22 protein-coding genes are annotated in these 19,574 nt (G+C 63.6%); 10 read left to right on the forward strand and 12 right to left on the reverse strand.

Features of this window, described 5'->3' with window-relative positions; translation table 11 throughout:
• Positions 1 to 51 precede the first annotated feature (51 nt).
• Both GEV39_RS15150 and GEV39_RS15155 read left to right on the forward strand, forming a co-directional pair.
• Positions 52 to 1,164 carry a DUF3182 family protein gene (locus tag GEV39_RS15150; protein ID WP_173890120.1) on the forward strand — a complete coding sequence of 371 codons (1,113 nt, stop codon included), beginning with the start codon at positions 52 to 54 and terminating at the stop codon, positions 1,162 to 1,164.
• A complete protein-coding gene (locus tag GEV39_RS15155; RefSeq protein WP_173890122.1) occupies positions 1,148 to 1,918 on the forward strand; it encodes an alpha/beta hydrolase family protein in 771 nt (256 codons plus the stop codon). The genes GEV39_RS15150 and GEV39_RS15155 overlap by 17 nt, the downstream gene beginning before the upstream one ends.
• Here the strand turns inward: GEV39_RS15155 and GEV39_RS15160 are convergent.
• Complete coding sequence (locus GEV39_RS15160) at positions 1,897 to 2,277, reverse strand: antibiotic biosynthesis monooxygenase (RefSeq protein WP_173890124.1); 381 nt, start codon at positions 2,275 to 2,277, stop codon at positions 1,897 to 1,899. The genes GEV39_RS15155 and GEV39_RS15160 overlap by 22 nt on opposite strands.
• Before the next feature lie 90 nt (positions 2,278 to 2,367).
• Positions 2,368 to 3,351 carry a GlxA family transcriptional regulator gene (locus GEV39_RS15165; protein WP_173891714.1) on the reverse strand — a complete coding sequence of 328 codons (984 nt, stop codon included), beginning with the start codon at positions 3,349 to 3,351 and terminating at the stop codon, positions 2,368 to 2,370.
• Between the two features lie 82 nt (positions 3,352 to 3,433).
• Here GEV39_RS15165 and GEV39_RS15170 point away from each other — a divergent pair, with 82 nt between their 5' ends.
• Positions 3,434 to 3,988 carry a cysteine hydrolase family protein gene (locus GEV39_RS15170; protein ID WP_173890126.1) on the forward strand — a complete coding sequence of 185 codons (555 nt, stop codon included), beginning with the start codon at positions 3,434 to 3,436 and terminating at the stop codon, positions 3,986 to 3,988.
• 78 nt (positions 3,989 to 4,066) lie between these two features.
• Here GEV39_RS15170 and GEV39_RS15175 read toward each other — a convergent pair whose 3' ends face one another.
• Positions 4,067 to 4,630, reverse strand: coding sequence for a helix-turn-helix domain-containing protein (locus GEV39_RS15175; protein WP_173890128.1), 564 nt, complete (start codon positions 4,628 to 4,630; stop codon positions 4,067 to 4,069).
• Positions 4,631 to 4,714: 84 nt separating this feature from the next.
• Here GEV39_RS15175 and GEV39_RS15180 point away from each other — a divergent pair, with 84 nt between their 5' ends.
• The 7 genes from GEV39_RS15180 to GEV39_RS15210 all read left to right on the forward strand — a co-directional run bounded on the left by GEV39_RS15180 (position 4,715) and on the right by GEV39_RS15210 (position 11,872).
• On the forward strand, positions 4,715 to 5,665 hold the full coding sequence (locus GEV39_RS15180) for a DMT family transporter (protein ID WP_173890130.1): 951 nt from the start codon (positions 4,715 to 4,717) through the stop codon (positions 5,663 to 5,665).
• 149 nt (positions 5,666 to 5,814) lie between these two features.
• On the forward strand, positions 5,815 to 8,730 hold the full coding sequence (locus GEV39_RS15185) for a monovalent cation/H+ antiporter subunit A (RefSeq protein WP_029885260.1): 2,916 nt from the start codon (positions 5,815 to 5,817) through the stop codon (positions 8,728 to 8,730).
• Positions 8,730 to 9,074: a Na+/H+ antiporter subunit C gene (locus GEV39_RS15190; RefSeq protein WP_003250128.1), complete on the forward strand. Its 345-nt coding sequence runs from the start codon at positions 8,730 to 8,732 to the stop codon at positions 9,072 to 9,074. Before GEV39_RS15185 ends, GEV39_RS15190 begins: the two co-directional genes overlap by 1 nt.
• Complete coding sequence (locus GEV39_RS15195; RefSeq protein ID WP_173890132.1) at positions 9,071 to 10,750, forward strand: monovalent cation/H+ antiporter subunit D; 1,680 nt, start codon at positions 9,071 to 9,073, stop codon at positions 10,748 to 10,750. Before GEV39_RS15190 ends, GEV39_RS15195 begins: the two co-directional genes overlap by 4 nt.
• Entirely contained in the window at positions 10,747 to 11,235 is a 489-nt protein-coding gene (locus GEV39_RS15200) for a Na+/H+ antiporter subunit E (RefSeq protein ID WP_173890134.1), read from the forward strand. Before GEV39_RS15195 ends, GEV39_RS15200 begins: the two co-directional genes overlap by 4 nt.
• Positions 11,232 to 11,510, forward strand: coding sequence for a K+/H+ antiporter subunit F (locus GEV39_RS15205; RefSeq protein WP_009684170.1), 279 nt, complete (start codon positions 11,232 to 11,234; stop codon positions 11,508 to 11,510). The genes GEV39_RS15200 and GEV39_RS15205 overlap by 4 nt, the downstream gene beginning before the upstream one ends.
• Positions 11,507 to 11,872 carry a Na+/H+ antiporter subunit G gene (locus tag GEV39_RS15210; protein ID WP_173890136.1) on the forward strand — a complete coding sequence of 122 codons (366 nt, stop codon included), beginning with the start codon at positions 11,507 to 11,509 and terminating at the stop codon, positions 11,870 to 11,872. Before GEV39_RS15205 ends, GEV39_RS15210 begins: the two co-directional genes overlap by 4 nt.
• 12 nt (positions 11,873 to 11,884) lie before the next feature.
• On the opposite strand, the gene GEV39_RS15215 is transcribed toward GEV39_RS15210, so the two are convergent.
• From GEV39_RS15215 to GEV39_RS15255, 9 genes are all read right to left on the reverse strand, one after another.
• Positions 11,885 to 12,097 (reverse strand): hypothetical protein, encoded by a 213-nt coding sequence (locus GEV39_RS15215; protein ID WP_173890138.1) that lies wholly within the window; start codon positions 12,095 to 12,097, stop codon positions 11,885 to 11,887.
• On the reverse strand, positions 12,094 to 12,564 hold the full coding sequence (locus GEV39_RS15220) for a hypothetical protein (protein WP_033744322.1): 471 nt from the start codon (positions 12,562 to 12,564) through the stop codon (positions 12,094 to 12,096). The genes GEV39_RS15215 and GEV39_RS15220 overlap by 4 nt, the downstream gene beginning before the upstream one ends.
• 336 nt (positions 12,565 to 12,900) lie before the next feature.
• On the reverse strand, positions 12,901 to 13,095 hold the full coding sequence (locus tag GEV39_RS15225) for a hypothetical protein (RefSeq protein ID WP_173890140.1): 195 nt from the start codon (positions 13,093 to 13,095) through the stop codon (positions 12,901 to 12,903).
• Between the two features lie 178 nt (positions 13,096 to 13,273).
• On the reverse strand, positions 13,274 to 13,678 hold the full coding sequence (locus GEV39_RS15230; RefSeq protein ID WP_003250099.1) for a TraR/DksA family transcriptional regulator: 405 nt from the start codon (positions 13,676 to 13,678) through the stop codon (positions 13,274 to 13,276).
• 282 nt (positions 13,679 to 13,960) lie between these two features.
• On the reverse strand, positions 13,961 to 14,734 hold the full coding sequence (locus tag GEV39_RS15235; protein ID WP_054911760.1) for an enoyl-CoA hydratase: 774 nt from the start codon (positions 14,732 to 14,734) through the stop codon (positions 13,961 to 13,963).
• A 13-nt stretch (positions 14,735 to 14,747) separates the two neighbouring features.
• Positions 14,748 to 15,875: an acyl-CoA dehydrogenase gene (locus GEV39_RS15240; RefSeq protein ID WP_173890142.1), complete on the reverse strand. Its 1,128-nt coding sequence runs from the start codon at positions 15,873 to 15,875 to the stop codon at positions 14,748 to 14,750.
• 8 nt (positions 15,876 to 15,883) lie between these two features.
• The gene (locus GEV39_RS15245; protein WP_173890144.1) at positions 15,884 to 17,077 is read right to left on the reverse strand and encodes an acetyl-CoA C-acyltransferase; all 1,194 of its coding nucleotides are present in this window, start codon (positions 17,075 to 17,077) and stop codon (positions 15,884 to 15,886) included.
• A gap of 11 nt (positions 17,078 to 17,088) precedes the next feature.
• Positions 17,089 to 17,856: an SDR family NAD(P)-dependent oxidoreductase gene (locus GEV39_RS15250; RefSeq protein WP_173890146.1), complete on the reverse strand. Its 768-nt coding sequence runs from the start codon at positions 17,854 to 17,856 to the stop codon at positions 17,089 to 17,091.
• Positions 17,857 to 17,870: 14 nt separating this feature from the next.
• The gene (locus GEV39_RS15255) at positions 17,871 to 19,517 is read right to left on the reverse strand and encodes an acyl-CoA synthetase (RefSeq protein ID WP_173890148.1); all 1,647 of its coding nucleotides are present in this window, start codon (positions 19,515 to 19,517) and stop codon (positions 17,871 to 17,873) included.
• Positions 19,518 to 19,574 lie beyond the last annotated feature (57 nt).

Raw genomic sequence — 19,574 nt, forward strand, 5'->3', positions numbered from 1 at the left:
CAAGGTCATGGCTTCACACACTGTACATTCGCCACACACAGGCAGCAGACCATGCCCAGTGCCTGCCCCGCTAAAACTGCAGTCGTGCTGCTCGACACTCGGGAACATACGCCCGAGCATGAGCGGGCTGTGCACCTGAAGCTCGCCGAGGGTCTGGCGCGCTTGCTGGGCTGCCCCCATGTGCAGCCCGCGCGGCTGCCTGTCGCCACCGACAACTACTATTGCATTCCGACCGAAACCCTGACCGACACCGAGCAGGCTGCCAGCCTGGGCATTGTCAGTGAGTCCGATCTATTCGGCGGCTTGGTACCCTGCCCCTACATGGCCACCAAAGCCATTTCCCACCCGCTGCCTGCGGGAGCCTGCGGCCCAGTGGGCTGGACCGATGGCTTCGCCCGCCAGGCGGGCGGCGCTTTGCTGCGCGGTTTTACGGTGTTCAGCAAAACCGATGCCCACCATGCTGCAGCCTTGCTGCTGCGCGCTGGCCCTGTGCGCATCAAGCCGGTACGGGCCAGCGCAGGCCGCGGTCAACAGGTGATCACCGCACTGGAACAGCTGACGCCTTTACTGAGCCCTATGGACGACCAGCAGTTGGCGGTATGGGGGCTGGTGCTGGAAGAAGACCTGAGCCAAGTTCAGACGTTCAGCGTTGGCCAGGTACGGGTGGCAGGCCTCATCTGCAGTTACCATGGCACCCAACAACTCACCCGTGACCATCAGGGCTGCGAAGTGTACGGGGGGTCTGACCTGATAGTAGTCCGTGGTGACTATCAGGCCCTGTTGCAACGCCCCCTTGAAGATCACCTGCGGCTGGCCGTGAACCAGGCCATGGCCTATGAGCAGGCTGCCGAACGGCATTTTCCGGGCTTTGTGGCGTCGCGGCGCAACTACGATATCGCCCGCGGCACCACTGCCTCAGGCCAGCTATGCAGCGGGGTGCTCGAACAATCCTGGCGCATGGGCGGTGCCAGCAGCGCCGAGCTGCTGGCCTTGCAGGCGTTTGCCGACGACCCGGCACTGCAGCAGGTACGTGCATCCACCCATGAAGTGTTCGGCGGCGCCGACCTGCCCGCCGATGCCACCCTTTTCTATCAAGGAAACGACAGTGAACTCGGACAACTCAGCAAATTTGCGCGGATTCGCGAGCATGGCCATTCAGAGTGAAACCGTTGAGCTGCAGGTGGAGAAGGACCGCATTGCCGGGACCTTGGTCAGCCCCGGCAGCAAGATGCCAGGTATTCTCTTCGTCCACGGCTGGGGTGGCAGCCAGCAACGTGACCTGGCTCGCGCCCGGCACATCACCGGCCTGGGCTGCGTGTGCATGACCTTCGACCTGCGCGGCCATGAAAAGACCCAAAGCCAGCGCCTGACCGTTACCCGTGAGCAGAATCTGCAAGACCTGCTGGTGGCTTACGACCGCCTGATCAGCCATCCGGCGGTCGACAGCGACGCCATCGCCATCATCGGCAGCAGCTATGGCGGCTACCTGGCCACCTTGCTGACCAGCGAACGCCCGGTGAAATGGCTGGCCCTGCGGGTACCGGCCATGTACTGGGACGAAGAATGGGACAGTCCCAAGCAAGCCCTTGATCGTCAGCGCTTGAACGCCTACCGCCAGCGCCCGCTGGGCCCGGCCGACAACCGCGCCCTGGCCGCCTGCGCCGAGTTCGTCGGTGATGTGCTGCTGGTGGAGTCCGAACACGACGACTATGTACCGCACAGCACCTTGATGAGCTACCGCTCGGCATTCGTCAGCGCCCACTCACTGACCCACCGCATGGTCGACGGCGCCGACCACGCGTTATCCAGTGAAGAAAGCCAGAAAGCCTACAGCTCGATTCTGGCGGCATGGATCAGCGAAATGGTCATCGGTGCCCGCCTGGACCGCTACCCACACTACGCACCGTGGTACGCCTGACCCTCCCCCACTTGGCAATGCAGGCCGCCATCGGCGCTGCGCGCCAGGCTGCGCAGGGTCTGGTAGGCTGCAAAATTGACACCCCGTGCCTGGTGGCGGCGCAACAACTCGAGGAAGGGTTCCTCGTTGAAATACTCGGCCGCCGCCGACCAGGCCTGGCGTGACTGCCATTGCAGGTACTGCAGCACCCGGCTGCCATCGTCGCTTGCCTGAATACTGACGCCTTGCAGGCCTTCGCAGCGCACCGCCAACACTTCGCTGCGCGCCACCAGCGCTTGAGCCAGCGCCTGCTGGCACGGGCTTGGCACTTCGTATTCGATCATCTGGGTGAACCACAGGGCTTGAGGGTTTGCCGACATCGACAGTCTCCTGGCTACGGGCGCATGCAGCGCGATGCCGAGCAGGGTAAAACCTCAAGTTAAGTCAAGGTCAAGCAGTTTGTGCACGCGCTACGCCGTTACCGCAAAGCGTCGCCGGTACTCACTCGGCGTCAACCCGGTGATGCGCTGAAAGACTTTGCGAAACGCTCCCGGATCCTGATAGCCAACCCCCCAGGCGATCTGCTCGACATTGCGCCGGGTGAACTCCAGCAACCGGCACGCGCGCCCTACGCGCACCTGTTGACAGTATTCGGTGGGGCGCAACCCGGTGGCGGCTCGAAAACGCCGCAGGAACGTGCGCGCTTCCAAGCCCGCGCAGGCCGCCATTGCAGCCAGGTCTGCATGCTGCCCATCACTGCCCTGCAGCCAATGCTGCACTTTCAGGATGGCTTCGTCGCCATGGTCCAGCCGAGGGTTGAACAACGCCCCGGGCAATGCCGCGGTGACAGGTTCGACTGCCAGATAGCGGGCAGTTTCCCGCGCTACCGTCGCCCCCAGAAAACGTTCGAGCAGCCGCACCCCCAGGTCGGTCCAGGCCATCAACCCCGCCGAGGTGACAATGTCGCCGTCGTCCAGTACCGGCTGCTGGGTCTGCACGCGCACGTTGGGGAACCGCTGCGCCAGCGCCTGCACGTAGTTCCAGTGGGTACAGGCCGGGCGACCATCCAGCAAGCCACTGGCGGCGATGAAAAACACGCCGATACACACCGACGCCAGCACCGCGCCACGCCCGTGCAACAGGCACAGGCACGACCGATGCTGTTCCAGCAAGTCGCCATGCGGGATCGATTCCAGGCTTGGCGGGATGATCAGGACACGCACACCTGCCAGGTCGACAGCCGGGCTGCCAGGGGCCAGCTGCAAGTGACCTGCGACGTCGGCCTGCCAGCAGCTGATGCGCACCTGCGGCAACGCGACAGCACCCAGTTCGGCTGCGACCCGATTGGCCACGGTAAAGAGGTCGCGCAGGCCATACAGGGCAGCCTGCTGTACACCAGGGTAAAGCAGCAAGCCGATGTCCAGCCTGGCCGTGTTGTCAGTTTTCACCCGCATAGTGTCGTTCACGCCAATCCTCAGGTCGGGCCCCACAGCCTATAACTAACGCCAACCCACGACTACTGCCACAGGAGGCAGCATGAACAAGCACGCGCTGATTATCATCGACATCCAGAACGACTACTTCCCAGGCGGCAAGAGGCCCCTCGATGGGGCTGAGGCAGCGGCCGAAAACGCGGCCCGCGTGCTGGCCGCGGCCCGCACGCGCGGCGACCTGGTGGTGCACGTGCGGCATGAGTTCACCAGCGCCGATGCGCCATTCTTTGCCCCGGGTTCGCCGGGCGCCGCCTTCTACAGCAAGGTCCAGCCGGCTGCAGGCGAGCCGGTGATACTCAAGCACAAGGTCAACGCCTTTCTCGAAACTGGCCTTGAACAAACGCTCCGAACGCATGGCATCGAAGCCGTGACCATCGTTGGCAGCATGAGCCACATGTGCATTGATGCCGCTACCCGGGCAGCCGCCGACCTGGGCTTTGAAGTGACCGTGGTGGACGATGCCTGCGCGACCCTGGCACTGGCGTTCGACGGCAACCAGGTGCCAGCGGCCCAGGTGCAAGATGCGACCATGGCAGCGCTGGCCTTCGCCTACGCCAAAGTCGTGAAGACGAGCGAATGGGTGCCCGGCCAGGCATGAAGTGCTCGGGGCGCTTTGCGCCCCACCCCGCCGGCAGATCACTTGCAAACCACCACGGGGCGGCGAACTTGCGCGGCCTCAGATCACCACATTGCGCACAAACCGCACCGGCACGGCGCCATCGTTCCGGTAGGCGTACCGGCAATTGCTGGGGAATACCTGGAACTGCCCCACCTGCAGGCGATGTTCCATCCCCTCGATGATCAGGGTAAGTTGCCCTGCGCACACATAGATCTGCTCACTCCAACCCTCGGCATCGGCCTCGCTGGCATAACGCTCGCCTGGCGCCAGGGTCCACTCCCACAGCTCGACCTCGCGCCGCGCCGAACTGGTGCCCAGCAAAACGGCCCGGCTCTGCGGGTGCTCGCCCGCCCAGGCCAGCTCTTCGATACGCCCTGGATCACGCCGGTCCGGCGCCTGGATCAGCGTACTGAAGGCTACCCCCAACGCCTCGGCGATCAAATCCAGGGTGGTCAGGCTGACGTTCTTTTCCCCCGCCTCGATGGCCACCAGCATGCGCCGGCTGACACCCGAGCGTTCAGCCAGCACCGCCTGGCTCATTCCGGCGGCGTTGCGCAGGCTGCGAACATTGAGGCTGACGTGTTGCAGCACCGAAGCACGGTGCGCGGAATCTTTGTGCACTATATTGCTCACCGTTCTGTATTGCGCAGTATACTGCCCACTTTGCGGCGATTGTGCGCCGCCTGACGCCGAGTGTGCAAGACCATGATCCAGCCCAGCAGCAAGCCAACCCCTACCGTTACCTTTCGCCTGAGCAAGGCAGAAGTCGTGCTGGTGTTCATTACCATGCTGTGGGGTGGCACCTTTTTGCTCGTCCATAACGTGATGAGTGTCAGCGGCCCGATGTTCTTCGTCGGCCTGCGCTTTGCGGCAGCGGCGTTGTTCGTGGGCGTGGTGTCAGCGCGAGCGCTGCCTGGGCTGACCTTCACCGAGCTCAAGGCCGGCATGCTGATCGGTGTCACGATCATGCTCGGCTATGGTTTGCAGACCATGGGCCTGCAAACCATCAGCAGCAGCCAGTCGGCGTTCATCACTGCGCTGTATGTACCGTTCGTGCCCCTGTTGCAGTGGCTGGTACTCGGCCGCCGGCCAGGCCTGATGCCCAGCATCGGCATTTGCCTGGCGTTCGCCGGCCTGATGCTGCTGGCCGGCCCGGAAGGCGGCAGCCTGCATTTCAGTGAAGGCGAAATGGTGACCTTGGTCAGCGCTGTGGCGATCGCCGGCGAGATCATCCTGATCAGCCGCTACGCCGGACAGGTCGATGTGCGTCGGGTCACCGTTGTCCAGTTGGCGACCGCGTCAGTGTTGGCGTTTTTGATGATCGTCCCGACCCAGGAGCGCATCCCCGACTTTTCCTGGCTGCTGCTGGCAAGCGCCGTAGGCCTGGGCGCGATGAGTGCGGTAATCCAGGTGGCGATGAACTGGGCGCAGAAGTCGGTCTCGCCCACCCGGGCAACGCTTATCTATGCCGGTGAGCCGGTGTGGGCTGGTATCGTCGGGCGTATCGCCGGCGAACGGCTCCCCGGCGTGGCGCTGCTGGGCGGCCTGCTGATCGTGATCGCGGTGGTGGTCAGTGAACTCAAGGTACGGCGGCGCAGCGAAAGCGCCACAGCGGATGGCGAACAGGTATCGGGTGAGGGGCAGGCAGGCCTATGAAGCAGCCAACTGCAGCTATGCTTTGTAAAAAACTGTTATAAAAAAATCACTTGTCACAGTCTATTTGTAGGATTCTGCGACAGCTTGCGTGTTGGTGATCCCCCCCCCGGCACGTATGATCCTTGCAAACTTCTCCAGAATAGGCCGCTATGTCTTTGATAGTGCTATTGCTTCTGCCGTTCGTGGGCAGTTGCCTGGCAGCCGTGCTGCCGCACAACGCACGAAACGCCGAGTCCATCCTTGCCGGGCTCGTAGCCCTGGTCGGTACCGTCCAGGTAGCACTGCTTTACCCTCAGGTAGCCCACGGCGGGGTGATTCGCGAAGAGTTCCTGTGGCTGCCCAGCCTGGGCCTGAACCTGGTGCTGCGCATGGACGGCTTCGCCTGGCTGTTCTCGCTGCTGGTACTGGGCATCGGCACGCTGGTGTCTCTGTACGCGCGCTACTATATGTCACCCCAAGACCCGGTGCCGCGCTTCTTCGCCTTTTTCCTGGCGTTCATGGGCGCAATGCTGGGGCTGGTGATCTCCGGCAACCTGATCCAGCTGGTGTTCTTCTGGGAGCTCACCAGCCTGTTCTCTTTCCTGCTGATCGGCTACTGGCACCACCGTGCAGACGCCCGCCGCGGCGCCTACATGGCACTGATGGTAACGGGCGCAGGCGGCCTATGCCTGCTGGTGGGGGCGCTGCTGCTCGGCCATGTGGTCGGCAGCTACGACCTGGACAAGGTCCTGGCTGCCGGCGACACCATCCGCCAGCACGCGCTGTATCCGGTGCTGCTGCCGCTCATCCTGATCGGCGCTCTGAGCAAGAGCGCCCAGTTCCCCTTCCAATTCTGGCTGCCACACGCCATGGCAGCGCCAACGCCGGTATCGGCCTACCTGCACTCCGCGACCATGGTCAAGGCCGGGGTATTCCTGCTGGCCCGCCTGTGGCCAGTGCTCTCCGGCAGCGAGGAGTGGTTCTGGATCGTCGGCGGCGCCGGCGCCATCACCCTGTTGCTCGGCGCCTTCGCCGCGATGTTCCAGAATGACCTGAAGGGCCTTCTGGCCTACTCGACCATCAGCCATCTCGGCCTGATTACCCTGCTGCTCGGCCTGAACAGCCCGCTGGCCGCGGTCGCCGCGGTGTTCCACATCCTCAACCATGCCACCTTCAAAGCCTCGCTGTTCATGGCCGCCGGCATCATCGACCACGAAAGCGGCACCCGCGACATACGCCGCCTCAGTGGCCTGATCCGCCTGGTGCCCTACACCGCCACCCTGGCCATGGTGGCCAGTGCCTCGATGGCTGGCGTGCCCTTGATGAACGGCTTCCTGTCGAAGGAAATGTTCTTCGCCGAAACGGTGTTCATCAGCTCCACCGCCTGGGTCGAAGCCGCGCTGCCGGTGGTCGCCACTCTCGCCGGCACGTTCAGCGTGGCGTATGCGCTGCGCTTTACCGTCGATGTATTCTTCGGCCCGACGGCCCAAGACCTGCCGCACACCCCGCATGAACCGCCGCGCTGGATGCGTGCACCGGTGGAGTTACTGGTACTCACCTGCCTGGTCGTGGGCATTTTCCCCGCGCAGTCGGTCGGGCCGCTGCTGGCTGCCGCGGCACTGCCGGTGGTTGGCGGCACCCTGCCGGAATACAGCCTGGCGATCTGGCATGGCTGGAATGCGCCGCTGATCATGAGCCTGCTCGCCATGAGCGGCGGTATCGTTTTGTACCTCATGTTGCGCAAACAGCTGCGCCGGGGCCGCTTCCCTTCCCCGCCGGTGATCGAGCGGTTCAACGGCAAGCGCCTGTTCGAATACGGCCAGGTGCAGTTGATGCTGCTTGCCCGGCGCATCGAGCGCCTGCTCACCAGCCGGCGCTTGCAGTCGCAGCTATTCATGCTGGTGGTCGCCGCATTCTTGGCCGGCCTCACGCCCATGCTCTACAGCGGCCTGAGCTGGGGCGAGCGGCCGAAAATTCCCGGGTCAGGGGTATTCGTCGCGCTGTGGCTGATCGCAATCGCCTGCGCCATTGGCGCTGCCTACCAGGCCAAGTACCATCGCCTGGCAGCCTTGACCATGGTCAGCGTCTGCGGCCTGATGACCTGCATTACCTTCGTCTGGTTCTCCGCACCCGATCTTGCCCTGACCCAGTTGGTGGTGGAAGTCGTCACCACCGTGCTTATCCTGCTCGGCTTGCGCTGGTTGCCTCGGCGTATCGAAGGCGTCTCGCCATCGCCCGGCAGCCTGGAGCGTGCGCGCATACGCCGCTTGCGCGACCTGCTGCTGGCGGTACTGGTTGGTGGCGGTATGGCCTTGTTGTCATATGCCATGCTGACCCGGCCGACACCCAATGACATCTCCTCGTTCTACCTCAGCCGCGCACTGCCGCAGGGCGGTGGCACCAATGTGGTCAACGTCATGCTGGTCGACTTCCGCGGTTTCGACACCCTCGGTGAAATCACCGTGCTGGTGGCCGTGGCGCTGACCGTATTCGCCTTGCTGCGGCGCTTCCGCCCACCCAAGGAGAGCATGCAGTTGCCGGCCCAGCAGCGCCAACTGGCGCCTGACGTGGTCACCGACCTGATCAACCCGCGGCATGCCACCGATACCGCACTGGGCTTCATGATGGTGCCAGCGGTGCTGGTGCGCCTGCTGCTGCCCATCGCCCTGCTGGTCTCGATGTACCTGTTCATGCGCGGGCACAACCAGCCAGGGGGCGGTTTTGTCGCTGGCCTGGTAATGTCGGTGGCGTTCATCCTGCAGTACATGGTGGCGGGCACCCAATGGGTCGAGGCGCAGATGAGCCTGCGGCCGCTGCGCTGGATGGGTACCGGCCTGCTTTGCGCAACCCTCACCGGTGGCGGCGCCATGTTGCTCGGCTACCCGTTCCTGACCACCCATACCGCCCACCTGCACTTGCCCTTGCTGGGCGACGTGCACGTGGCCAGTGCGCTGTTCTTCGATGTCGGCGTGTACACCGTAGTGGTCGGTTCGACCCTGTTGATCCTCACTGCGCTGGCGCACCAGTCGGTGCGTGCCTACCGCCCGGGTAACCCGGCGAAAACCAACCAAGCAGGAGCCGCCTGATGGAAGAAGTCATTGCAGTCGCCATCGGAGTGCTGGCCGCCTCGGGCGTGTGGCTGATCCTGCGCCCGCGTACCTACCAGGTCATCATGGGCCTGTGCCTGCTGTCGTACGGCGTCAACCTGTTCATCTTCAGCATGGGCAGCCTGTTCATCGGCAAAGAGCCGATCATCAAGGACGGCGTGACCCAAGACTTGCTGCATTACACCGACCCGCTGCCGCAAGCCCTGGTGCTGACCGCCATCGTGATCAGCTTTGCCATGACCGCGCTGTTCCTGGTGGTGCTGCTGGCCTCGCGGGGCCTGACCGGGACCGACCACGTCGATGGCCGGGAGCGTGACGAATGAGCGACATGAGTCAACTGATCGTCGCGCCCATCCTGCTACCGCTGGTCACGGCGGCCATGATGCTGCTGCTGGGCGAAAAACACCGCCGCATCAAAGCCCGTCTGAACCTGCTGTCGACCCTCACCGGCCTGGCCATCGCCGTCAGCCTGCTGCTATGGGTACGTACCCAAGGCCAGGCGGAGTCGATCGGCGTGTACCTGCCGGGTAACTGGCCAGCGCCATTCGGTATCGTGCTGGTGCTGGACCACTTGTCTGCGCTGCTGCTGACCCTGACCGGGGTCATCGGCTTCAGTGCCTTGTTGTTTGCCCGCGCCCGCTGGGACGGTGCCGGGGCCAGTTTTCACGCACTGTTCCAGATCCAGCTGATGGGCCTGTACGGCGCGTTCCTGACCGCCGACCTGTTCAACCTGTTCGTGTTCTTCGAAGTGCTGCTGGCCGCTTCCTACGGCCTGTTGCTGCACGGTTCGGGACGCGCGCGAGTGCGTGCCGGCCTGCACTACATCGCCATCAACCTGTTTGCCTCGTCGCTCTTCCTGATTGGCGCAGCAATGCTGTACGGCGTGACCGGCACCCTGAACATGGCTGACCTGGCCCTGAAGATTCCGCTGGTGCCAGAAGCTGACCGTGGCCTGCTGCACGCCGGTGCAGCCATCCTGGCCATGGCCTTCCTGGTCAAGGCCGGCATCTGGCCGTTGAACTTCTGGTTGGTACCGGCCTATGCGTCGGCCAGTGCCCCCGTGGCGGCGCTGTTCGCCATCATGACCAAGGTCGGCCTGTACGCCTTGTTGCGCCTGTGGACGCTGCTGTTCTCCGGCCAGGCGGGGGCTTCGGCCCATTTCGGCGGTCAATGGCTGGTGTACGGTGGCCTGGTGACCCTGGCGGTGGCCGCAGTGTGCATTCTCGCAGCGCAGCGCCTGGAACGCATGGCAGCCCTGAGCATCCTGGTCTCGGCCGGCACCCTGCTCGGCGCGGTCGGCTTTGCGCAGCCTGCGCTGACCGGGGCGGCGCTGTTTTACCTGGTCAACTCGACCCTGGCCCTGTGCGCACTGTTCCTGCTCGCCGAACTGGTCGAACGCTCGCGCTCGGCCAACGAAGCGCCGCTGGACGAAGAAGAAGATGTAATGCCGCCCCCGCTGGAGTCGCTGCACCCACCCAAAGGGATCAACCTCGATGACGAGCAAAAGGCGGTGATCGGCCAGATCATCCCTTGGACCATGGCTTTCCTGGGCCTGAGTTTCATCGCCTGCGCCTTGCTGATCATCGGCATGCCGCCCCTCTCGGGCTTCGTCGGCAAGCTCAACCTGATCAGCGCGTTGTTCAACCCACACGGCCTGGGCGGCCCGGTCGAGCAGCCCCTGAGTGCCGCCGGCTGGGGGCTGGTAGCGTTGCTGATACTCTCGGGCATGGCTTCGCTGATCGCCTTCGGCCGGGTTGGCATTCAACGCTTCTGGAAGCCCGAAGAGCGCCCGTCGCCGGTACTGCGCCGGTTCGAATGCCTGCCGATCGTCATCTTGCTCGGCCTGTGCATCTTCCTCAGCCTCAAGGCCGAGCCATTGCTGCGCTACACCCAGGACACCGCCGCCAGCCTGCAGGCGCCAGATGCCTATATCGATGCCGTAATGGCCGCCCGGCCGATCCCTGGCCCGACTTCGCCCGGCGCCGAGGTGCTGCCATGAGCCGCATGTTCCCCGCCCCGCTCCTCTCGGTCTCGCTGTTCGGTCTGTGGCTGCTGCTTAACCTCTCGCTCAGCCCCGGTAACCTGCTGCTGGGCGCTGCCCTGGGCGTGCTGGCGCCACTGCTGATGGCTCCCTTGCGGCCGCAGCACGCACACGTCAAACGGCCGCTGGCCGTGGCCCGGCTTATCGGCCGGGTCGGCGTCGATGTCATCATGTCCAACCTGCTGGTTGCCCGCGGCGTGCTGCGGGCCGGCAAGCAGCCGCCACGCTCGGCGTTCGTGCATATACCACTGGCCCTGCGCGACCCGCACGGCCTGGCGGCACTGGCGATGATCACCACGGTGGTGCCTGGCACGATCTGGTCGGAACTGGCTCTGGACCGCAGCGTATTGCTGCTGCATGTGTTCGACCTGGACGATGAAGCGGCCTTCGTCCAGCACTTCAAGGACACGTATGAACGCCCACTGATGGAGATTTTCCAATGACAGGCCTGCTCGCCAACGCTGTCCTCGCCAGCCTGTTCATTTTCGCCCTGGCCATGGCCTTGGCGCTGTTCAGGCTATTCCGTGGCCCGTCTGCCCAGGACCGGGTCCTGGCGCTGGACTACCTGTACATTCTGGCCATGCTGACCATGCTGGTGCTGGGTATCCGTTATGCCAGTGACACCTACTTCGAAGGCGCCCTGTTGATTGCGCTGTTCGGCTTCGTGGGCTCGTTTGCCCTGGCCAAGTTCCTGCTGCGCGGTGAGGTGATCGAATGACTGAAACCCTGGTACTGCCATTCTGGCTGGAACTGATCACCGCCGCGCTGCTGATCACAGGCAGCCTGTTCGCCCTGGTCGGTGCAGTGGGCCTGGTACGCCTGAAAGACTACTTCCAACGCATGCACCCACCGGCACTGGCCTCGACCATTGGCGCCTGGTGCGTGGCACTGGCCTCGATCATCTATTTTTCGTGGTTGAAGGACGCGGCGGTGCTGCACGCCTGGCTGATTCCCGTACTGCTGTCGATCACTGTGCCGGTGACCACGCTGCTGCTCGCCCGGGCAGCGCTGTTCCGCAAGCGTGTGGCCAAAGAGCCAGTGCCTGAAGAGGTCAGCAGCGGCTGCGACAGTGGCAACTGAAGGTCTGCCGCCTCACACCTGGCTCAGGCGCTGCAACTCGCGGCGCACCATGGCGGCGTAAGGGGGCGGGCCGAGCCTGTACAGCTCTGCCGCCACCCAGTTCAACCAGGCCCCTTGCAGTGTCTCGCGCCGGGCCAGCATACGCTGCGCCTCGGCTACGGCAGCTGCGTGGTGCTGCCGATGAAACTCCGCCCGGCTGACGGGCGCCTCATCAGCTGCAGTCATTCACTGGCCTTGAACGTGGTCAGCTCGCCCTTGCGCCATTTGGCAACCTTGCCGGTTACCGCCTTGAGCAACTTGCCCAGGCCTTCCTGTATCTGCTGCTGCGCGGCGAACACCAACATTACCCCTTGGCCTTCGCGAAATACGATGCCTTCGCCTTCCGGTACGGAAACGAAGGCGTAATCACCCACGCCATAGACATTCAACTTGATTTCCCGGAAGCGCATTTCCAACTTGCCGCCTTCGCGGCTGGGCAATACGGCAGCGCGGAAATGGTCGCCAACTTTCAGTTCCAAGCGCTGTTTATCGTCGACGACCAAGGCACTTTCAGTGTCGATTTCGGCCATGTAAAGGCCTTCGGGATTCTGTTCGGTTACATAGATGAAGCGGCCCTGGAACAGTTGGGCCAATTTACCGCGCAAATCGCCGAGGGCGAACAACGCATGGGTATCAAGTGTGCTGACTGCCAATGAAGTAATCCTCAACCGGTTACAACCCGCCCTCACCCAAGCTCGGGGAGGCACGGCCATGTCTTATCGATAGGCGAAAAGAGTAATAAAGCGATATACGAAATGTCTGTGCCCGCCGACGATGCGGCGCGCAGGAAACTTTACTCTGGTTTGCCAGATTCGCCTTCAACCGAAGACGTTTGGCCCATTCCCGGCACGGGAAACGTGATGCCTGAGATCACTCGCCAGAAAACACGACCAGGGCGTGAGCCTGCAAGAAGGTAGGCCCTGGTGCGCATTACTGTAGGACAAATATGCCCGAAAACACTGAAACCCGTCGAGAGGCAAACAACATTTTCAGGCGGCGAGCCCTCTTTTCATTTGTTGCTGCCAGGCAGCCTGGCACTCCAACGCTTCCTCGCGCGTGGCAAAAGCGGTACCGCGCCGCTCACCGTTGACCAGCACCACCCAGCAGACACGCTTGCCCAGTGCCTGCATTGTGGCGGGCACACCTGAACCGATCATCACGGCCACATCGACTCGGCTATGCATGATTCCCTCCGGGATTTAAGTAGCACCCTAACGATATAGCCATGATACGCCTGCGCCCAAGGATGAAACAGCGCCGCCCGGTACAGCTGTGTTACGCCTGCAGCAACAAAAAACGGGGCGACAACAAACGCAAAAAGCCCCAGGGATCGCTCCGTGGGGCTTGGCACCGTGCGCGGGCTTAGACCTGGCGCTGGTGGCGGTCGAGCTGCTCGTGGCGCTCTTGGGCTTCGATGCAGTACTTGGTGGTCGGGCTGATCAGCAGACGTTTCAGGCCGATGGGCTCACCGCTGTCGTCGCACCAGCCGAAGCTTTCGTCGGCAATACGGTCCAGGGCCATTTCCAGCTGAGGCAGCAGGCGCTGGTCGCGGTCGATGGCGTTTACCAGCCAGCTGCGCTCTTCTTCGACCGAAGCCACGTCGGCTGGGTCCGACGGCGTGTCCAGGCCTTCGATGGTGGTGCGGCTGAGCTCGATGCGTTCATGGGTTTCGACTTTCATCGCCTGCAGCAGCTCAGTGAAGAAGGCGAGCTGGTCGGCGTTCATGTAGTCATCGGCCGACATGGCCAGCAACTGTTCCTTGGTCATCGATTTCTCTATGAAAAAATGTGCATTTGGGCGATTCAGGTGCCGCCGACGCCTCGGCATCGGCAACGGAATTCTTCAAGCGCCAATCGGCACTCTTTTACAGGGGGCGGCAGTCTAAGGCGCCACGTCGCGTGGAGCAACTGCAAAAGGCTGCGAATTTGCTTTCCGGCACCAGAATCCGCTGGTCGGTGTCGAGCTGGCAGCTGGGGCCAGCGCCCAGATGGGTTGCGCGCCGAGCGGATCGGAGCCGCCCAGGCGCGAACAGTTGGTCACACACTTCAATCAACGGTCGTTGAACTGTGCCTCACGCTTGGCAATGAAAGCGGCCATGCCTTCTTTCTGGTCTTCGGTGGCGAATGCCGCATGGAACACACGGCGTTCAAACCGAACACCCTCGCTGAGGGTGACTTCAAACGCGCGGTTAACGCTTTCCTTCACCATCATGCTCACCGGAATCGACTTGCTGGCGATGGTCGCCGCAACTTTCAGTGCCTCCTCCACCAGCTCGGCCTGCGGCACGATCCGCGCCACCAGCCCGGCCCGCTCCGCCTCTTCAGCGCCCATCAGGCGACCGGTCAGGCACAGCTCCATCGCCTTGGCCTTGCCGACCGCCCGGGTCAGGCGCTGGGTACCGCCCATGCCCGGCAGTACGCCAAGGTTGATTTCCGGTTGGCCAAATTTGGCATTGTCGGCGGCGAGGATGAAATCGCACATCATCGCCAGCTCACAGCCGCCGCCCAAGGCAAAGCCGGACACCGCAGCAATGATCGGTTTGCGGCGGTTGGCGATACGGTCGGCATCGCTGAACAGGTCATCGACGTAGATCTGCGGGTATTGCAGCTCGGCCATTTCCTTGATGTCGGCACCCGCGGCGAACGCCTTCGCCGAGCCGGTCAGCACCACACAGCCGATATTCGCATCGCGCTCCAGCTGGTCGAGGGCCTGGTTGATTTCGCCGACGATCTGCGCGTTAAGCGCGTTCAGCGCCTGCGGGCGGTTGAGGGTGATCAGGCCGACCTTGCCGTGGATATCCAACAGGATGGTTTCGAATGCCATGCAATCTGCTCCTTCAAAGGTTGCGCGCAATGACCATGCGCTGAATGTCGCTGGTGCCTTCGTAAATCTGGCAAACCCGAACGTCGCGGTAAATCCGCTCCAGCGGGAAGTCGCTCAGATAGCCATAACCGCCCAGGGTCTGCAAGGCGTGCGAACAGACCTTTTCGGCCATTTCCGAGGCGAACAGCTTGGCCATCGATGCTTCCACCAGGGCTGGGCGCCCGGCATCGCGTAGCGCAGCGGCGTGCAACACCATCTGCCGGGCCACCGCGATCTGGGTCGCCATATCAGCCAGGCGGAACGCCACCGCCTGATGTTCGACCAACGCCTTGCCGAAGCTTTGCCGCTCGTTGGCGTAGTCACGCGCCACTTCAAACGCCGCCCGGGCCATGCCCACCGCCTGGGAAGCAATGCCGATACGGCCACCCTCAAGGTTGGCCAGGGCGATCTTGTAGCCCTCACCCTCCGCACCCAGCCTGTTGGCCACCGGCACCCGCACATTGTCGAAGACGATCTGGCAGGTGTCGGAAGCGTGCTGGCCGAGTTTGTCCTCTACCCGTGCCACCTGGTAGCCGGGTGAATCGGTGGGCACGATGAAGGCGCTGATGCCGCGCTTGCCGGCATCCGGGTCGGTTACAGCAAACACGATCACTACCCCGGCGTTCTGGCCGGAAGTGATGAATTGCTTGCTGCCATTGAGCACGTAATGGTCGCCATCCAGACGGGCGCGGGTCTTCAGGCTGCTGGCGTCAGAACCCGCCTGCGGTTCGGTCAGGGCAAAGGCACCGAGTATCGCGCCGCTGGCCAGCGGCGTCAGGAACTGCGCTTTCTGTTGCTCGCTGCCAAAGTGCAGGATCGGCACGCAGCCCACCGAGTTGTGTACGCTCATGATGGTCGAGCATGCGCCATCACCTGCAGCAATCTCCTCCAGGGCCATGGCATAGGCCACGTAGCCGGTGTCGCTGCCACCCCAGGCTTCCGGCACCAGCATGCCGAACAGGCCCAGCGCGGCCATTTCGTCGATCGCCTCCCTGGGGAAGCGGTGCGCCTTGTCCCACTGTTCTGCAAACGGCTTGAGGCGCTCCTGGGCGAAAGCACGGACCGCGTCGCAAATCTGTTGTTGCTCGTCAGTTACCAGCATGGTTCACCTCAGTACAGGCATTCGACCGCCATGGCCGTGGCTTCGCCACCACCGATGCAGATGGCCGCTATACCCCGGCGCAGGTTGTTCTGGCGCAGGGCCGACAGCAAGGTCACCAGGATGCGTGCCCCGGATGCCCCGATCGGGTGGCCGAGGGCACAGGCGCCACCGTGGATGTTGACCTTGTCATGGGGCAGGTCGAGGTGTTTCATGGCAGCCAGGGTGACCACGGCAAAGGCTTCGTTGATCTCGAACAGGTCGACCTCGGCCAGTTTCCAGCCCGTGCGCACAAGCAGCTTGTCGATAGCGCCGATGGGCGCAGTGGGGAACAAGGCCGGGGTATCGGCGAAGGCCGAATGGCCGTGAATCACCGCCAAAGGCTTGAGCCCCTGCTTTTCGGCTTGGGAGCGGCGCATCAGCACCAGTGCCGCAGCCCCATCGGAGATCGAGCTGGCGTTGGCCGCGGTCACCGTACCGCCTTCACGGAAGGCCGGTTTGAGCTGTGCAATCTTGTCCAGCCGCGCCTTTGGCGGCTGTTCGTCGTCCTTGATGATCCGCGTTTGCTTACCCTCGGTGACCTCCACCGGAATGATCTCGGCGGCAAAACGGCCACTCTTGATCGCGTCCTGGGCGCGGGTCAGCGAGGCAATGGCAAACTGGTCCTGGGCCTCGCGGCTGAAGCCGTTGGCCTGGGCACAGTCTTCGGCAAAGGTGCCCATCAGGCGGCCTTTGTCGTAAGCATCTTCCAGACCGTCCATGAACATGTGGTCGATGATCTTGCCGTGGCCCATGCGGTAACCACCGCGGGCCTTGTCCAGCAGGTAGGGGGCGTTGGTCATGCTTTCCATACCACCGGCCACCACCACCTCGGCGGTGCCGGCCAGCAGCAGGTCATGGGCCATGATCGCGGCCTGCATGCCCGAACCGCACATCTTGTTCAGGGTGGTGCAGGTGGTGTGCTTGTCCAACCCGGCACCCAGCGCCGCCTGACGCGCCGGGGCCTGGCCCTGGCCGGCCGGCAGGACGCAGCCGAACAGCACCTGCTCGACACTGGCGGCATCGATGCCGGCGCGCTCGACTGCACCACGGATGGCGGCACTGCCCAGTTGCGGCGCGGTCAGGCTCTTGAGGTCGCCTTGCAGGCCGCCCATGGGCGTGCGCACGGCGCTGACGATCACAATCGGGTCATTGCTGAGGGTCATGGTCATCCTCCTTATTTGGCAGCCATGCGCAACGCACCGTCGAGGCGGATCACCTCACCGTTGAGCATGCTGTTCTCGATGATGTGCCGCGCCAGCGCGGCATACTCCTGCGGGCGGCCCAGGCGTGGCGGGAACGGCACCCCAGCGGCGAGGGAAGCGCGTACGTCTTCGCTCATGCCGGCCATCATCGGTGTTTCGAAGATGCCCGGGGCGATCGTCATCACACGGATACCGAAGCGGGCCAGTTCGCGGGCTGCCGGCAAGGTCAGGCTGGCAATGGCGCCCTTGGACGCGGCATAGGCCGCTTGGCCGATCTGGCCATCATACGCCGCGATGGAGGCGGTGTTGATGATCACGCCACGCTCGCCATCCTCGCCGGCAACGCCTTCAGCCATGGCGGCGGCAGCCAGGCGCAGCAGGTTGAAGCTGCCGACCAGGTTGACGTTGATCACCTTGGCGAAGCTGGCCAGGCCATGCGGTCCCTGTTTGCCCAGCACCTTCTCGGCGCCCACGATACCGGCGCAGTTGATCAGCCCGTGGAGGCTACCGAAGGCACTTACGGTTGCATCGACTGCTGCCTGAGCAGCCTGCTCGTCGCTGATGTCAGCCACCGCGAAACGGGCATGCTCGCCCAGTTCACGCGCCTTGGCCTCAACGGCCTGGGCATTGAGGTCAACCAGCATGACCTTGGCACCCGCTTCCACCAGCATCTGCGCAGTGGCAGCGCCCAGCCCGGATGCCGCGCCGCTGACGATGAAGTGTTTGTTCGCTATTTGCATGGTCGGTTTTCCTTTCAGGCGCTGGCAGGGGTGGCCTGCTGCGCTTGTTGTTTGGCGACTTCCTGGTTGCGCAGGATGAAGCGTTGCAGCTTGCCGCTCGGGGTCTTGGGCAGGTCGCTGACGAATTCGATTTCGCGGGGGTAGGCGTGCGCGTACAGGCGCTGACGCACATGCTGACGCAATGCCTCTTCAAGTTCGGGGGTGCCGTGATAGCCGCTGGCCAACACCACGAACGCCTTGATCAACTCGGTGCGCTCCGGATCCGGCTTGCCGATCACCGCAGCCTCGATCACTGCCGGGTGTTCGATCAACGCGCTTTCCACGTCGAAAGGGCCAACACGGTAACCAGAGGTGGTGATCACATCGTCACTACGCCCGACGAAGCTGATGCTGCCGTTGCGGTTCAACTCGACGGTATCGCCGCTCAGGTAGTACTTGCCGACGAAGGCCTTGGTCGGCAAACCCTGGTAGCCAGCGAACCAGCATAGCGGCGACCGCTCGCGGTCGACCGCGAGAATGCCCGGCTCGCCGGCCGGCAGCTCGCGCCCCTGCTCGTCCAGCACCACGATCCGATGGCCTGGAATGGCGAAGCCGGCCGAACCCGGATGCACCGGGTGCTGCAGGCCATGATGGTTGCACAGCACCATGCCCAGTTCCGTCTGCCCGTAGTGGTCGTGGATGGTCACCCCCAATTCGTCGGCAAACCAGCGAATCACTTCCGGGTTCAGCGGCTCACCGGCACTGCTGACAACACGCAGGCGGCCCTTGATCGGCGCCGCGAAGGCATTGCCGGCCGCGATCAGCAAACGGTAAGCGGTGGGCGACCCGGCCAGGTTGGTGATGCCCAGCGTTTCGATCACCCGCACACAGCTTTCGACACTGAACGGGCCATCGTAGAAGGTAGTGGCATGGCCCATCGCCAACGGCCCGGTGACGGCGTAGTACAGGCCATAGGCCCAGCCGGGGTCGGCCAGGTTCCAGAAGTTGTCATCGCGGCGCAGGTCGATGGCATCGCGCATGTAGCCCTGGAAGGCGACGATGGCGCGCAACGGTACTTCCAGCGGCTTGGCCGGGCCGGTGGTACCGGACGTGAACATCAGCAGGAACGGGTCGTTGCCCGAGCGCATCACAGGCTCGCATTCAGGCGCGGCGCCGGCCAGGCACTGGTGGAAATCCAGCTCGCCACTGCGGGCGTTCACCGTGATGAGCGTCGGGCAGGCGTGCACATCGTCCAGCTTGCCCCGGTTGACGCTATCAGTGACCACGACACGGGCGCGAGACTGTTCGAGACGGTGCTCGATGGCCTTGGGCCCGAAGGCGGTAAACAAGGGCTGGTACACCGCCCCGAGGCGCCAGGTGGCCAGGATGCTGACCAGCAACTCGGGGGTGCGTGGCAACAGCCCAGCCACCCTGTCGCCCGCCTGCACGCCTTGCGCCTTGAGCACATTGGCGAACCGGGCGGCCAGCATGTGCAATTGCTCGAAACTGTAGCGGGCAGTGTGGCCATCGCGATCAACATGCAGCAGTGCCACCTTGCCACCGCCTACGTGGCGGTCACAGCACTCGACACACGCGTTAAGGGTTTCGAGGTTGCCGTGCAGCGCCCCAGCTACGGTGTTGCCAAGCTCGAACAGGCGAACAGCCTCGGCGTAATCACGCATCGTCGGACTCCTGGTTTGTTGTTTTTGGAGTTAACCATCGGTCCGACGATGTTCGCG

The organism is Pseudomonas sp. NY5710 (assembly GCF_013305665.1).
Classification (GTDB): Bacteria; Pseudomonadota; Gammaproteobacteria; order Pseudomonadales; family Pseudomonadaceae; genus Aquipseudomonas; species Aquipseudomonas juntendi.